The sequence below is a fragment of the Pseudomonas persica genome, from assembly GCF_900291015.1.
In the GTDB taxonomy this organism is placed as follows: Bacteria; Pseudomonadota; Gammaproteobacteria; order Pseudomonadales; family Pseudomonadaceae; genus Aquipseudomonas.
The window spans coordinates 104,669-118,822 of record NZ_OLKL01000029.1; the positions used below are offsets into that span (position 1 = coordinate 104,669).

A 14,154-nucleotide genomic window follows, 5' to 3' on the forward strand; every position below is an offset into this window, starting at 1 on the left:
AGGGGCTGCCAGGGCCTCATCGCCGACAAGCTCCCACCTCTACTGCACAGGCCTTGAGGTCAATGCAGTAGAGGTGGGAGCTGGCTTGCTGGCGACGAGGCCGTTTCAGGCTACTGGGATAGCCGGGTCAGCCGCTGCCAGGGCTGCCGCGCGATCGGCCGCTGGCGGATAGATCCACATCGTATTGATCTGCGCCTTCAACACCTTGGCCTCGGCCTTGTCCTCCGGTGGCGACACCGTGCGTTCCCACCCTTCGGTATACACCGCCCCCCAGGCCCCAAGGTCCAGGCAGGTCACGTACTTGGGCTGGCTGTAGGTCTTCGGTGCCACGCCAATCAGTTCGGCCGCCGCATTGTTGCCCGCATGACGCCCCAGCGGAATTGCATGCTGGCAGGACATGACCGCGTAATTGCCAAGCTCGTCGCAGGCGGCATAGGCCACATCACCTGCTGCGTACACGGCATCATTGCCTGCCACCTTGAGATTGCCATCGACATGCAAGCGGCCCTGGCGGTCGCGCTCGCCACTGATCTGTTCGGTGAGCGGGTTGGCCTTGAAGCCCACGGTCCAGATCACTGTGCTGGCGTCGATGCGCTGGCCGTTGTCCAGCAGCGCGCCGGCAGGGTCCACCGAGGCTACCGTGGCGCCACAGATCCACTCCACGCCCAAGGCCGCGGAGGCCTGCTCGATGGCGGGGCGGATGCCATCACCGAGGGCCGCGCCAATCCTCGCCCCACGGTCGACCACCACTACGCGCAACGCCGCGTCCTCTCCGAGTATTTCGCGCAGGCGGGTCGGCAGTTCGGTGGCGGTCTCGATGCCGGTAAAGCCACCGCCGGCCACCACCACGGTATTGCGTGCCGGTGTGTCGGGCAGGCTGGCCAGTGACTTCAGGTGGGTTTCCAGGCGCGCGGCGCTGTCGAGCTTGTCGACATCGAACACGTGGTCGATGCCGACCATGTCGGGCCGCTTGAGCACGCTGCCGCAGGCCATGATCAGGCGCTCGTAGGGCAGGGCGCACTGGGTGCCGCTGCGGGTGCGGTAGCTGACGCGGCGGGCCGCTTCATCGATGTGGAAGGCCGTGCCTTGCACGAAGCGGACGTTGACGGCATCGAACAGCTCCTGCAACGGCGCGGCCAGGGTGTGTACATCGGGCTCGTAGAAGCGCGGGCGCACATGCAGCTCGGCCTGGGGGGCAAGCAAGGTGACCTCGACATCCTTGCAGCCATGGAGGTCAAGCTGGCGGACGGCGCTGAGCGCGCTCCACAGGCCGGCAAAGCCCGCGCCAATGATCAGGATCTGCTTCATGGTTGTGCTCCTCTAGAGTTCGCTTAACAAGGTAGACCCTGTTGCTGGATGCCGGGGAGCGAGCATGCTTCAGAATGTTGGCGGCGTGATCACCCAGATCACCACGGCATCCACCTTACCGGGGTTGCCATAGCGGTGCGGTTCCTGGCTCGAGAAGCTGAAGCTGTCCCCTTCACCCAGCTGGAAATGCCGTTCGCCCACCCATAGCTCGAAGCTGCCGCTGAGGATGTAGCCAGCCTCTTCACCTTCATGGCTGTAGCTCTGCTGGCTGTAGCTACCCGGAGGGAAGCGCGAATGCAGGATTTCCAGCTGGCGGTTGGGCTGGGGCGTGAGCAGTTGATCGACGATGCCATCTTCATAGTGCACGCTCAGGCGGCTGTTGCGCCGTACGACATAGCCCTGGTCCTCGGGCGCAGTGGTGGCTTCACTGGCGAAGAACCACTGGATGGTCACCCCCAGGCTGCGGGCGATGTTGAACAGCGCCGGAATCGACGGATAGGAAAGGTTGCGCTCCAGCTGGCTGATGTAGCCGGCGGTCAGGTCACTGTGCGTGGCCAGCTCCGCCAAGGTCATGCCACGGCGCTTGCGCAGGCCGCGAATACGGCTGCCGAGAAACTGCGGCGCGGCGCCCCCGGCTTCGCTGGCGGGGGGCTGGGGGAGTTGGCTCATGCACGTCGATCCATCGTAAAAGCCGCAGTATGTACAGCCTCAGAGTGCCCAGGCAACCGTCAGGCCATCATGGATCGCTTCTTCGGCGGTACGCGGCGCCAGGCAGTCGCCAACGCGGTGCACCTCGACCAGGCCGGCCAGCTCCGTGGCCAGGCGGTCTTCCGGTCGATGGCCCAGGCACAGTACCAGGGTGTCGATGCCTTCGAAGATCATCGGTTCGCCGCTGGCGGTGTGCTGCAGGTACACCGTGTTGTCGTCGCTGCCATACAGCCGGGCGTACGGTGTGATGGGGATACCCAGGCGATGCAGCTCGCCGGCCAGTTGGTCGCGCACGTACAGCGGCAGGCTTTCGCCGCAATGGGTGCCATTGACCGCCAGTTGCACCTGGTGGCCCTCGCGCACCAGGCGTTCGGCGATGCCAGGGCCGATCCAGTCGCAGCGCCAGTCGATCACCAGCACCGAGCGGCCAAGTTTTGCTTCATTACGCAGTATTTGCCAGGCATCCACCACCTGTAGCTCACCGGTGCGCTCGAAGGCCGGCCAGTAGGGGCTGGCACCGGTGGCAGCGATCACCAGATCGGGGCGTTCACGCTCGACCAGTGCCCGGTCGACGCGGGTGTTACGTACCACTTCCACACCCGCCAGGGCCATTTCCCGCTGCAGGTTGGTGCTGGCACCACCGAACTCGCTGCGCCGTGGCAGCAACTGGGCCAGCAGTACCTGGCCGCCGAGCTGCGGGCCAGCCTCGTACAGCGTGACCTGGTGCCCGCGGGCAGCGGCCACGGCGGCGGCTTTCATACCGGCGGGCCCACCACCGGCGACGAGGATGCGTTTGGGGCGGGGGGTGGGTGTCAGTTGCCCGTACTGCAGCTCGCGGCCGGTTTCCGGCCGCTGGATGCAGGAAATGGGCAGGCCACGGTGGAAATGGCCGATGCAGGCCTGGTTGCAGGCAATACAGGCACGTACGTCCTCGAGCTGGCCATGCTCGGTCTTGTTCGGCATCTGCGGGTCGCAGATCAGCGCGCGGGTCATGCCGCAGACATCGGCCTGGCCACGGGCCAGGATCAGTTCGGCTTCCTGTGGCTGGTTGATACGGCCGGTGACGAACAGCGGAATGTCCAGCTGTTGCTTGAAGGTGCCGGCCTCACGGGCCAGGTATGCCGGCGCGATGGCCATCGGCGGCACGATATGCACCGCGCCGCCCAGGGACGCCGAAGTGCCGGCGACGATGTGCAGGTAATCGAGTTGGCCCTGCAAGGCAACTGCTGCAGCCAACGATTCGTCCTCGCTCAGCCCCTGGCTGTCGCGCTCGTCGGCACTGATGCGCAGGCCGATGATGAACTGCTCGTCGGTGGCCGCGCGTACGGCGGCCAGCACTTCACGCAGGAACCTCAGGCGTTGCTCCAGTTCACCGTTGTAGCCATCTGTGCGCTGGTTTACCCGCGGGTTGAGGAACTGCGCAGGCAGGTAGCCATGGCTGGCCACCACTTCAACGCCATCCAGCCCGGCCAGGTGCAGGCGGCGGGCAGCACTGGCATAGCCCTGGACGATCTCGTCGATCATCGCCTGGTCCAGCGCGCGCGGCATCACCCGGAAGCGTTCATTGGGCATCGCGGACGCCGAGTAGGCCACCGCCAGCAAGCCGTCCGCCGATTCCATGATCTCCCGCCCGGGGTGGAACAGTTGCGACAACACCATGGTGCCATGCTCATGGCAGGCCTCGGCAAGCTGGCGGTAGCCGTCGATGCAGGCATCATCGGTGGCCATCAGCACATGCGAGGTGTAGCGGGCGCTGTCATGCACCCCGGCCACCTGCAGCACGATCAGGCCGACGCCGCCTGCGGCACGGGCGCGCTGGTAGGCGATGAGCTTGTCGTTGACCAGATTGTCGGTAGGCAGGCAGGTGTCATGGCCGGTGGACATGATGCGGTTTTTCAAGCGTTTGCCGCGGATCTGCAAGGCTTCGAACAGGTGAGGGAAGGCGGTCTGCATACAGGCGGCTCCGGTGCGCTGTTGTTCTTGTTTTTCTTATAAAAGTGTAGCTTAAGTAAAAAATCAACTTGTATTTTTACTCGTCGACGACCAGGTTTTTCTCACCCTCACGGCGAGGGCGTGACCTCACAACAACAAAACGCGCCCCTCGGGCACCGACAGGAGGAAACTGCGATGCAGGTATGCTTGCGCAGCTTTAGTGGGCGCGAGCGAGCCGAGGCGTCGAACCGCCGCGAACACCGGCAAAGCCGGTGCCATGTACCGCGTTGGATTCTTCGCGGCTAAAGCCGCTCCCACAGGATGCACGGACCGCTTGCGAATTCAGTTCTCTAATGCGACAGCGCAGCCCAAAGGGCTGGGCCATCTCCCACAGGGGCACTGCTGACTCAATGAGCTATGCGCAGTTCTATCAGGCGCTGGCTTGCCGCTGATCAGGCCAATACCGTTACTTCCACAACGTACTGCGCAACAGTCACTGTTGCGCAACCCTAGGCCACAACTGTGCTGGTGACTGTTAAAGGAATAGCCTTATGCTGTAACGAAATATGTCTAAAAAGCCTGAAGAAGGAAGCTGCAATGCCACTTAAGGACCTGCTCATCGCCCTGGTGGTGATTGTCGCCTGGGGAGTCAACTTCGTGGTCATCAAGGTTGGCCTCGATGGCTTGCCGCCGATGTTGCTGGGGGCATTGCGCTTCTTGCTGGTGGCGTTCCCGGCGATCTTGCTGGTCAAGCGGCCCAAGCTGCCCTGGCGCTGGCTGATCGCCTACGGCGCGACCATTTCGTTGGGCCAGTTCGCCTTCCTGTTCCAGGCTATGTACAGCGGCATGCCGCCAGGGCTGGCTTCGCTGATCCTGCAGTCGCAGGCGTTCTTCACCCTCGGTTTCGCCGCGCTGTTCCTCGGTGAGCAGCTGCGCCTGGCCAGCGTGCTGGGGCTGCTGGTGGCGGCCAGCGGCCTGGCGCTTATCGGCAGCGAAGACGGTGGCCATGTCCCGATGCTGGCGCTGCTGCTGACCCTGTGTGGCGGTGCCATGTGGGGCTTGGGCAACATCATTACCCGGCGCTTTGGCTCGGTTGACCTGGTCGCGCTGGTGATCTGGGGCGGGCTGATTCCGCCACTGCCGTTCCTGGCACTATCCTGGTGGCTGGAAGGGCCGGAGCGTATTGGCCATGCCTTGGCCAATATCAGCTGGAGTTCGGTATTGGCCCTGGTCTACCTGGCGTTTGTCGCCACCATGCTCGGCTACAGCCTGTGGAGCAAGCTGCTGTCGCGCCACCCGGCCGGCAAGGTGGCGCCATTCTCGCTGCTGGTGCCGGTGATTGGCCTGAGTTCGTCGGCGCTGTTGCTGGGTGAACGCTTGACCTCAATCCAGGGCTGGGGTGCTTTACTGGTGATGGCCGGGTTGCTGGTGAACGTGTTCGGCGCAAGGCTTGGGCGGCGTTTGCGCGCGGCCAGCGCCTGAGCCGCCCCTATAGCACTCTGTTAGAATTGGCCTCTTTTGCCAGGCCAATGGAGCGCACCGCATGATCATTTCCACCACCAGCCAGCTCGAAGGCCGCCCGATTGCCGAATACCTGGGCGTGGTCAGTTCCGAATCGGTGCAGGGCATCAACTTCGTGCGCGATTTCTTTGCACGTTTTCGCGACGTCTTCGGCGGCCGTTCGCAAACCCTGGAAGGCGCACTGCGCGAAGCCCGCGAACAGGCCACCGAAGAACTGAAGGTGCGGGCACGCCAGTTGCATGCCGATGCGGTAGTGGGGGTGGATTTCGAGATCAGCATGCCGTCGGTACAGGGCGGCATGGTCGTGGTATTTGCTACCGGCACGGCGGTGCGTCTGAAGTAGAGCGTTTTGCCGCTGGTCGGGGCCAGGGCTTTAGCCTGGGCGGTCCGCAAATGACCGGCTAGTCTCACTTTCACTGGTCGCGTTTACCTGGGCAACTGTTCTGGTTGTCGGCGCGTCCGCCACTGGAGGGAGACAGGGCATGAGCGAATCCTTTTTCGAAGACCTGAACGACGCGTTCCCGATCAACAGCCAGGTGCGGTGTGGCCAGGCGGCATTTCGCCTGGGCTTTGCCCACATGACGCTGGATGATTCCGAACAGCTCCAGCCTGCACACCTGCAGCGCAGCAAAAAAGGCCGCTTCATGCCGCGGGTTCCGCTGAAGAAGTGATCCCGCTCCAGCACAACCCCGCCGAATGGCGGGGTTTTTATTGCCATTTCTTGATCCGCCTCATGGTATTGCCGGGTAGCGCTCGCAGGATGGCCAAGGCTGTGGTTTTCTGGCGCGGCATTCCAGCAACGGAGGATTGAATGCTCATGCGAGTCAGGGAAGAGACCTATTGGCAGTGGGCCGACGCCCATCTGCACAGCCGCTGCCACGACGAAGCACTCAGTGACGGCACCACGCTGGATGTGCAGGTGCGCTTGTCGCGCCTGGGGGCGACCCAACTATTCCTGGGGCTGTATGCCAAGGATGGGCGAGCACTGCTGGAGGAGTATTACCCCGCACGGCCAGGCGAAACCATGACCCGCGCCCTGGTGTGGGGTGTTGACCGCGCCCGGGCGATGGCAACCGGCGCCTTGCCGCTGCCGGAACCCCGCAGCCAGCGGCGCCAGGCATGAAAAAGCCCGGCCTATGCGGGCCGGGCTCAGGTAAAGGCGGGAACCCTCAGTTAAGCGGTTCGATCACCTTGACTGCCTGCTGCTCACGGGCAGCGGGCCATTCTTGTTGCAGGGTCTGCAGGACGCGACCAACGAACTCGGTGTCGGCGGCGGCCTTCTTGCCGACGTAGCCTTGGCCACGGCGGTAGACCTTGAAGCGGGCACGCATGCTGGGCAGGTGCTCTTCGAATTCATCTTCGACGGTGTTCGGTGGCAGGCGGTCGAGGCGCACTTCACCGGTCTGGCTGACCCACAGCAGATGGTCGTCAAGGCTGTCCTTGCGTACGGCGAACAGCTGGGCCAATTGGTCGATAGTCGGATTGTTGTTCAGGTTCATCATAAAGCCCCCATTACCCATTCGTAGGTGATTTTTCACAGTTGGCGCTACCACGGTGTAGCGCACTACCAAGGCTGCTACAGCAGCATCGCAACAGGGGCTTTCTCACGCTGCCTTTTGGACAGTTTCCCTCTCCACGGACGGCCTGCGTTACCGCGCAGGCCGTCTGGAACACCCTTGCCACCGCTCCCGATCAGGGAGACGGCTTCATCATGCCCAAGGGCGATGAACGGCGTCAACCATTTTGTAGTGAATATTTTTTACCACTACATCCTGTCGTTTTGTTCGACAATTGCTGCCGGCACTACAGCCCGGAGAGGATGTCGAAGGCTGCGCGCACCCGGGCTTCGTTCGGGTAATTTCGGTTGGCCAGCAACACCACGGCCAGTTGTTCGGCGGGCACGAAGGCGGCGTAGGCGCCAAAACCATTGGTCGAGCCGGTCTTGTTGTACCAGGCTGCCGGCAGTGCAGGCAGGGCGGGTTGCAAGCGCGTGGTTGCCTGCGGTTCACGGATTAGCTGCGGGCCATTGCCATCTACCAGGGTGCCCAGCGTGACCGGGTAGGGGTAGCGCTCCCAGCCCAGGCCCTGGGTCATGGTGCCGACCTGGAAGTAGCCCCGCTGGGTAATGGCCATGGCTTGCGCCAGTGCCGCTGGCAAGCCCGCCGGCTGCATGTGCAGGCGCACATAGCGCAGCAGGTCGCTGGCGCTGGTCTTTATGCCGTAGGCTTCGTCGGCGTAGGGGCCGGGGCCGACACGCACCGGTTTGTCGGCGCTGTCGTAGCCTTGGGCGTACAGCCCCCGGGCGCTGGCCGGGACCTGCAGATAGGTGTTTTCCAGGTCCATCTGTTTCAGCAGGCCCTCGCTCATCAGCGTGGAAAACGGCTGGTGCTGCGCGCGGGCGGCCAGGTCACCGAACAAGCCCAGGCTGGGGTTCGAGTAGCAGCGCTGGGTGCCAGGTTTGGCGCGGGGTTGCCAGTGACGGAAGAAATCGACCACCTGCTGCGGCGTCTGCACCGCGTCCGGGAACTGCAACGGCAGGCAGTCGGCACTGTAGGCACCCAGTTCCAGCACGCTCACGTCGCCTATGGGTGCGCCGGCGAGGGCCGGGTGATAGCGCTTGGCCGGAGCATCGAGGTCCAGCTTGCCTTCGGCACTGGCCAGTGCGGCCAGGGTGGCGGTGTAGGTCTTGCTCAGCGAACCGATCTCGAACAGCGTGTCGCGGCTGACCGGCACATTGTCGGCCTTGCTGGCCACGCCATAGCTGAAGTAGTGCGCGTGGTCGCGAGCATAGATCGCCACGGCCATGCCGGTGATGCCTTGCTCCTGCATCAGTGGGCGGATGATCTGGTCGACCTTGGCCTGCAACTGGTCGTCGGCCTGGGCGACACCATGGCTCAGGGTGAGGGTGATGGCGGCTGCAAGTGCAGCCAGGCGGGAGAGGGGCATGGTCGGGTCCTTGGTTGGAGCGTGTCCGTTGAGCGACACCGGTGGGGGTTCCGGCGTTAGCGGCGAAAAGCCGAAGACCTTATCGTCTGCCCTTGCACAATGACAAGATGGAAACTGTGATGAAGTATTTGCGCATGTTGTTCGACAATTTCACCCTGGCCTTGCTCGGGGTGGTGCTGATTGCCACCGTGCTGCCTTGCGCGGGCGACGGCGCGGTGTATTTCGGTTGGCTGACCAACCTGGCCATCGGCCTGCTGTTCTTCCTGCACGGCGCCAAGCTGTCGCGCGAGGCGATCATCGCCGGTGCCGGGCACTGGCGCCTGCACTTGCTGGTGTTTTCCTGCACCTTCGTGCTGTTCCCGCTGCTGGGCTTGGCGTTCAAGCCGCTGTTCGTGCCGCTGGTGGGCAACGAGCTGTACCTGGGCGTGCTCTACCTGTGTGCCTTGCCGGCCACCGTGCAGTCGGCCATCGCCTTCACCTCGCTGGCGCGTGGCAACGTGCCAGCGGCCATTTGCAGCGCGGCGGCATCCAGCCTGCTGGGTATCTTCCTCACGCCGCTGCTGGTGATGATGTTGCTGGGGGCCAGCGGTGATACCGGTTCTGGCCTGGATGCAGTGTTGAAGATCACCCTGCAGCTGCTGGTGCCATTCGTGGCCGGGCAGATCGCCCGGCGCTGGATCGGCGCCTGGGTCAAGCGCAATGCGCGCTGGCTCAAGGTGGTGGACCAGGGCTCGATCCTGCTGGTGGTCTACACCGCGTTCAGCGAGGCGGTGGTCACCGGGCTGTGGCACACGGTATCGGCGCAGCACCTGGCCGGGTTGTTTGCCGTCTGCGGGATTTTGCTGGCGCTGGTGCTGTACGGTACCCGGCTGCTCGGCAAGCTGCTGGGCTTTGACCTGGAGGACCGCATTACCATCCTGTTCGCCGGTTCGAAGAAGAGCCTGGCTACCGGGGTACCAATGGCGCAGGTGCTGTTCGTCGGCAGTGGCATTGGCGCGATGATCCTGCCGCTGATGCTGTTCCACCAGATCCAGCTGATGGTCTGTGCGGTGCTGGCGCAGCGTTATGCCAGCCGTGAGCAGGTGGCTGCAGAGGCTTCGGCGGCATCCTGACCGGGCCTCATCGCCGGCAAGCCAGCACCCACCTCGGCCGCATCGATCTCAAGTCATGTGCTATCCCTGTGGGCGCTGGCTTGCCGGGGCTTATCTGGCCTGCCCTGAACCACGCTCGCGCAGCGCCTTGCTCACTTCAGTCTCGATCTTGTAAGCCGGCGCTTCCAGGTCGTCGTAGTTGCGCGTATAGCGCCGGGCGAACTCTTCCACACCCAACTGCTGATATTGCTGCACATGCTTGAGCTCGTGTGCCCACAAGGCCACGTTGTCCTCGGCATCGGCGGGGCGGCGGAAGATGATCGTGTCGATCAGCGTCACGGCGTTCACGTCAGGGTTCTGCAGCAGCGCATTGGCCGCGCTCATCTGCTGTTCGTCACCCACCCGGAAGCGTGCCGCGTCGAGCACGGCAAAGTCGTACCAGGGTTCGAGTTGCGCGCGGATATGCAGCGGGATCGGCTCGACGCCGCTGGCAGTGGCTTCGTCGCGAGCCTGGTGCAAGGCGTACGTCAGGCTGGATGAAGCCAGCACTTCCACGTCCTTGAGAATCTGCCCGGCTTGCCCGGGGTCGACGGGCGCACAGAAGCACCCCATCAGGCACACCTGGTACTGCCCTGGCGGGCAGGCCTGTTCGGCGAGCGCAGGCAGGGCCAGCAGCAGCCCCAGCAGTAGGCTAATCCGCTTCATGCAGGGCGTTCTCGACAAAGTGGCGGCTGGCGTCCAGTACCTGCGACTGCACGCTTTCAGTGACCAGCATGCGCCCGACCAGCAAGGCGCCGACGCACTGGCTGATCAGCACCCAGGCCAACTCGGCGTCCTCAAGGGTCGCGCTCCAGGCCCGGTGCAGTTCCACCAGCCAATGCTCGGTCACCGCGCGCACGGGGGCTTTGGCCCGGGCAATCTCCACCCCCAAGGGCGGCAGCGGGCAGCCACCTTCGGCATTGTGCAGGTGGGCCAGGCTCAGGTACTGCTGCAGGCAACGGCCCAGGCGTTCGCGGCTGGCGTGCTGGCTGGTCAGGCGCGCCAGCGGGCTGTTGCACAGTTCTTGCCGCACTACCTCGGTGAACAGGTCGTCTTTGGACGGGAAGTGGTTGTAGAAGGCGCCACCGGTCAGACCGATCGCCTTCATCAGCCCGGCTACGCCGGTGCTGGAAAAGCCCCCGCGTTTGGCCAGCGCACCGCTGCTGGCCAGCAGCCGCTCACGGGTTTGCTGCTTGTGTTCGTTGGTGTAGCGCATTCACTTGCCTCTGCAGGCGGGCTTGACGGTGGCGGCAATCATAACATAGCGTTCGTTTACTAAACGATCATTCACCAATGGAGGCGGGCATGGCAGAACAACAAAAAGTAGTGCTGGTGATAGGCGCAGGGGATGCCACTGGTGGCGAGATCGCCAAGCGCTTTGCCCGCGAAGGCTACATCGCCTGTGTGACCCGGCGTCAGGCTGACAGGTTGCAGCCGCTGCTGGATGAAATCCGCGCTGCCGGCGGCCAGGCTCACGGTTTTGGCTCCGATGCGCGCAAAGAGGAGGAGGTGGTGGAACTGGTCGAAACCATCGAGCGTGATATTGGCCCGATCGAAGCGTTTGTGTTCAATATCGGCGCCAATGTGCCCTGTAGCATTCTTGAGGAAACCCCGCGCAAATACTTCAAAATCTGGGAGATGGCCTGTTTTGCCGGTTTTCTCACCGCCCAAGCGGTGGCCCGGCGCATGGTTCAGCGCGAGCGCGGCACCATTCTGTTCACCGGCGCCACCGCCGGCACCCGTGGCGCGGCGGGCTTTGCGGCATTCGCCGGGGCCAAGCACGCCCTGCGCGCGCTGGCGCAGAGCATGGCGCGCGAACTGGGGCCGCGGAACATCCATGTCGCCCACGTGGTGGTGGACGGCGCCATCGACACTGCTTTCATTCGTGACAGTTTCCCCGAGCGCTACGCCCTCAAGGACCAGGATGGCATCCTCGACCCGGCCCACATCGCCGACAGTTACTGGTTCCTGCACGCCCAGCCCCGCGACGCCTGGAGCTTCGAGCTGGACCTGCGCCCCTGGCTGGAACGTTGGTAAGCCCCTTTCACCGAGCAAGGACCGTACCCATGCACAAGACTGTCGACTTCTTTTTTGATCTGGGCAGCCCGGCCAGCTACCTGGCCTGGACCCAACTACCTGGTCTGTGTGCCCGCCAGGGTGCCATGCTGCGCTACCGGCCGATGCTGTTGGGCGGGGTTTTCCAGGCCACCGGCAACGCCTCGCCGGTCATGATTCCGGCCAAGGGCCGTTACATGTTCACCGACCTGGCGCGCTTCGCCGCGCGCTATGGGGTGCCGTTCGGGTTGCCGCCGGGGTTCCCGGTCAATACCTTGACCCTGATGCGCGGAGCAGTGGGCACCCAGCTGCGTTCGCCGGAGCGGTTCGAGGCGTTACTGGCGCTGCTGTTCAACGGGCTGTTTGTGCAACGCAGCAACCTGAGCGATAGCACCGTCCTCGACGAAACGCTCAGCCAAGGCGGTTTCGACCCGCAGGCATTTCACGCGCTGGCGGGGGATGACGAGGTGAAGGCCGCGCTCAGGCGTGCGACTGAAGCGGCAGTGGAGTGCGGGGTGTTTGGCGCGCCGACCTGCTTTGTCGGTGACCAGATGTTCTTCGGGCAGGACCGCCTGGACTTTGTCGAGCAGGCGCTGTGTCAGGGCGCCAGCAGCCGTTCCAGCTGAGTGCGTTCCCACAGGCTGAACCTGTGGGAGCGGCTTTAACCGCGAGCACCGGCGGAGCCGGTGCCATCCACCGCAATTCAGACAATCAGAAATTCGCCGGGGTGTTGGCGCTGATGATCTCGGCCTCGTCCGGGCCGATGTTCTTGAAACTGTGCGGCAGGGTAGTGGGGATGTAGTACCCGTCGCCCGAGTTGAGCACGCTCACCTGGCCATCGACCCACAACTCGACAGTACCGCGGGTGACCAGGCCACACTCTTCACCCTCGGCATGCACGATCGGTTCGCCAGAGTCGGCACCCGGTGCATACAGCTCACGCAGCATGCGCATCTGCCGGCCTTCGACACTGGCGCCGACCAGCAGCATACGCAGGCCGTTGCGGCCCAGGTCCGGCTGTTCGCCAGCACGGAACACATAGCGCTCTTCGCGCACCGGCTCGTCGAAGCTGAAAAATTCCGCCAGGCTCATCGGAATGCCTTCGAGCAGTTTTTTCAGGGAGCTGACCGAAGGGCTGACGCGATTCTGTTCGATCTGCGAGATCGTCGAATTGGTCAGTCCGCTGCGGCGGGCCAGTTCCCGTTGGGAGAGGTTGTTGCGTTCACGCACCAGTTTGAGTCGCGTCCCCGTGTCCATAGCCGCCTTGTAATCAGAGGTGTCAAAAATAATGAGCGATGCGCATTAAAACACACTCTGCACACTTGCGCGCTGTGCTTGTCAGGCCCGCTGTTTGCGCGGCATCGGCCATAACCCGACCAGCAGCAACAGTGCAGCCACCGCCAGGAATGGCAAGCGTGGATCGACGGCATATACCAAGGTGCCGGCCAGTGGTCCGATCACTGCGCCCATGCCCTGGGCAGCACCGATGGAGCCGGCCGTGGCGCCTTGCTCGGAGGCGTGCATGGCATTGGCCGCCAGTGCTGAAAACGCCGGGAAGACAAAGCCCATGCCCGCCGCCGCGACGAAATAGCAAGCCCACAGCCAGGGTGCCGTGGTGGCCAGAGAACCGCAGGCGAAGCCCAAGGCTGAAACCGTGGCGCCGACCCGGATCAGCTTCAGCGGTGGCCATTCCAGCTGGCGCAGCAGCACCTGCGCCAGGATCAGCGCCAAGCCCACCGTGGTCAGGGCGATGCCGGCGGCCTGGGCGGCTTCGGCTGGGCCCAGGTGCAGGCGGTCGAGGGCGAAGAAACCGACGATGATCTGCGCCACCGTGACACTGAGCATGGCGCTGAACGCCACCAGCAAGGGCCGGCGCAGGCGCGGGTCGTTCATCCGCACCGGGCTGGGGGCATGGCTGTGCGGCAGCGCCCGCGGCTTGAGGGTGAACAGCAGGACCAGGAAGGCACTGGCTGGCAGCAGCGACATGATATGGAACGGCAGGCTCAGGCTATGCCGCGCCAGCAGCGCCGCCAGCGCCGGCCCCAGTACCAGGCCGACGGCGTTGGCCGCCCCCAGCGAGGCCATGGCCCGGGCCCGGCGTTGCGGTTCGACATAGTCGGCGATCAGCGCATTGCAGCCCACCGGGATGGCTGCATAGAAGGCGCCGATACAGCCGCGCGCGACCATCAGGCCGATGAAGGCCAGGCTCGCTCCCGGCAGCCAGCGCAGCGCGCCTTCGACGAACAGGCACAGCAGCCAGTAGGCCAGGGTGAAGCCGGCACTGCCCAGCAGCAGGATGCGCCGACGGCCCAGGCGGTCTGCCGCGCGCCCCCAGGGGCGGGCCAGCAGCACCCAGACCACGCCTGCCACGGTTACGGCGGCACCGGCTTGCCAGGTGGCCATGCCGAGCTGACGGGCGATCGGGCCGATCAGGGCGACGAAGGCCATCATCGACATGGTACAGGCCATGTTGGCCAGCAGCAGGGGACGCAAGTCCAGGCTGCTGGCTGGGGTAAGGGTTGCAGGATCCTTTGCGACATTCATGGGGCAGTCC

The 14,154-nt window shown here is 64.2% G+C and carries 16 protein-coding genes; 7 read left to right on the forward strand and 9 right to left on the reverse strand.

The window, feature by feature from the left end; genetic code table 11:
* Window positions 1-105 precede the first annotated feature (105 nt).
* From FQ664_RS14620 to FQ664_RS14630, 3 genes are all read right to left on the reverse strand, one after another.
* Window positions 106-1,308 carry an NAD(P)/FAD-dependent oxidoreductase gene (locus FQ664_RS14620; protein ID WP_144172804.1) on the reverse strand — a complete coding sequence of 401 codons (1,203 nt, stop codon included), beginning with the start codon at window positions 1,306-1,308 and terminating at the stop codon, window positions 106-108.
* A gap of 69 nt (window positions 1,309-1,377) precedes the next feature.
* Complete coding sequence (locus FQ664_RS14625) at window positions 1,378-1,977, reverse strand: helix-turn-helix domain-containing protein (protein WP_144172805.1); 600 nt, start codon at window positions 1,975-1,977, stop codon at window positions 1,378-1,380.
* 39 nt (window positions 1,978-2,016) lie between these two features.
* Complete coding sequence (locus FQ664_RS14630) at window positions 2,017-3,969, reverse strand: oxidoreductase (protein WP_144172807.1); 1,953 nt, start codon at window positions 3,967-3,969, stop codon at window positions 2,017-2,019.
* 576 nt (window positions 3,970-4,545) lie between these two features.
* Between FQ664_RS14630 and FQ664_RS14640 the strand changes: the two genes are divergently transcribed.
* The 4 genes from FQ664_RS14640 to FQ664_RS14655 all read left to right on the forward strand — a co-directional run bounded on the left by FQ664_RS14640 (window position 4,546) and on the right by FQ664_RS14655 (window position 6,592).
* Entirely contained in the window at window positions 4,546-5,430 is an 885-nt protein-coding gene (locus tag FQ664_RS14640; RefSeq protein WP_144172811.1) for an EamA family transporter, read from the forward strand.
* Between the two features lie 61 nt (window positions 5,431-5,491).
* Complete coding sequence (locus tag FQ664_RS14645; RefSeq protein ID WP_144172813.1) at window positions 5,492-5,812, forward strand: YbjQ family protein; 321 nt, start codon at window positions 5,492-5,494, stop codon at window positions 5,810-5,812.
* Between the two features lie 139 nt (window positions 5,813-5,951).
* On the forward strand, window positions 5,952-6,140 hold the full coding sequence (locus FQ664_RS14650; protein ID WP_003253897.1) for a hypothetical protein: 189 nt from the start codon (window positions 5,952-5,954) through the stop codon (window positions 6,138-6,140).
* A 140-nt stretch (window positions 6,141-6,280) separates the two neighbouring features.
* Window positions 6,281-6,592 (forward strand): hypothetical protein, encoded by a 312-nt coding sequence (locus tag FQ664_RS14655; protein WP_144172815.1) that lies wholly within the window; start codon window positions 6,281-6,283, stop codon window positions 6,590-6,592.
* Between the two features lie 46 nt (window positions 6,593-6,638).
* Here the strand turns inward: FQ664_RS14655 and FQ664_RS14660 are convergent, their stop codons facing one another.
* Window positions 6,639-6,971 (reverse strand): hypothetical protein, encoded by a 333-nt coding sequence (locus FQ664_RS14660; protein ID WP_003253895.1) that lies wholly within the window; start codon window positions 6,969-6,971, stop codon window positions 6,639-6,641.
* A gap of 301 nt (window positions 6,972-7,272) precedes the next feature.
* Complete coding sequence (ampC, locus tag FQ664_RS14665) at window positions 7,273-8,415, reverse strand: class C beta-lactamase (RefSeq protein ID WP_144172816.1); 1,143 nt, start codon at window positions 8,413-8,415, stop codon at window positions 7,273-7,275.
* Window positions 8,416-8,522: 107 nt separating this feature from the next.
* Between ampC and FQ664_RS14670 the strand changes: the two genes are divergently transcribed.
* Window positions 8,523-9,527: a bile acid:sodium symporter family protein gene (locus FQ664_RS14670; RefSeq protein ID WP_144172818.1), complete on the forward strand. Its 1,005-nt coding sequence runs from the start codon at window positions 8,523-8,525 to the stop codon at window positions 9,525-9,527.
* Between the two features lie 90 nt (window positions 9,528-9,617).
* On the opposite strand, the gene FQ664_RS14675 is transcribed toward FQ664_RS14670, so the two are convergent.
* On the reverse strand, window positions 9,618-10,211 hold the full coding sequence (locus FQ664_RS14675; RefSeq protein ID WP_144172820.1) for an eCIS core domain-containing protein: 594 nt from the start codon (window positions 10,209-10,211) through the stop codon (window positions 9,618-9,620).
* Window positions 10,198-10,761 carry a TetR/AcrR family transcriptional regulator gene (locus FQ664_RS14680; RefSeq protein WP_144172822.1) on the reverse strand — a complete coding sequence of 188 codons (564 nt, stop codon included), beginning with the start codon at window positions 10,759-10,761 and terminating at the stop codon, window positions 10,198-10,200. Before FQ664_RS14680 ends, FQ664_RS14675 begins: the two co-directional genes overlap by 14 nt.
* A gap of 89 nt (window positions 10,762-10,850) precedes the next feature.
* Between FQ664_RS14680 and FQ664_RS14685 the strand changes: the two genes are divergently transcribed.
* Together FQ664_RS14685 and FQ664_RS14690 are read left to right on the forward strand one after the other, a co-directional pair.
* Window positions 10,851-11,582: an SDR family NAD(P)-dependent oxidoreductase gene (locus FQ664_RS14685; RefSeq protein ID WP_144172824.1), complete on the forward strand. Its 732-nt coding sequence runs from the start codon at window positions 10,851-10,853 to the stop codon at window positions 11,580-11,582.
* 29 nt (window positions 11,583-11,611) lie between these two features.
* A complete protein-coding gene (locus FQ664_RS14690; RefSeq protein ID WP_144172826.1) occupies window positions 11,612-12,226 on the forward strand; it encodes a 2-hydroxychromene-2-carboxylate isomerase in 615 nt (204 codons plus the stop codon).
* 85 nt (window positions 12,227-12,311) lie between these two features.
* On the opposite strand, the gene FQ664_RS14695 is transcribed toward FQ664_RS14690, so the two are convergent.
* Entirely contained in the window at window positions 12,312-12,857 is a 546-nt protein-coding gene (locus tag FQ664_RS14695) for a cupin domain-containing protein (protein ID WP_087500627.1), read from the reverse strand.
* Window positions 12,858-12,938: 81 nt separating this feature from the next.
* On the reverse strand, window positions 12,939-14,144 hold the full coding sequence (locus FQ664_RS14700; RefSeq protein ID WP_144172828.1) for an MFS transporter: 1,206 nt from the start codon (window positions 14,142-14,144) through the stop codon (window positions 12,939-12,941).
* Between the last annotated feature and the right edge of the window lie 10 nt (window positions 14,145-14,154).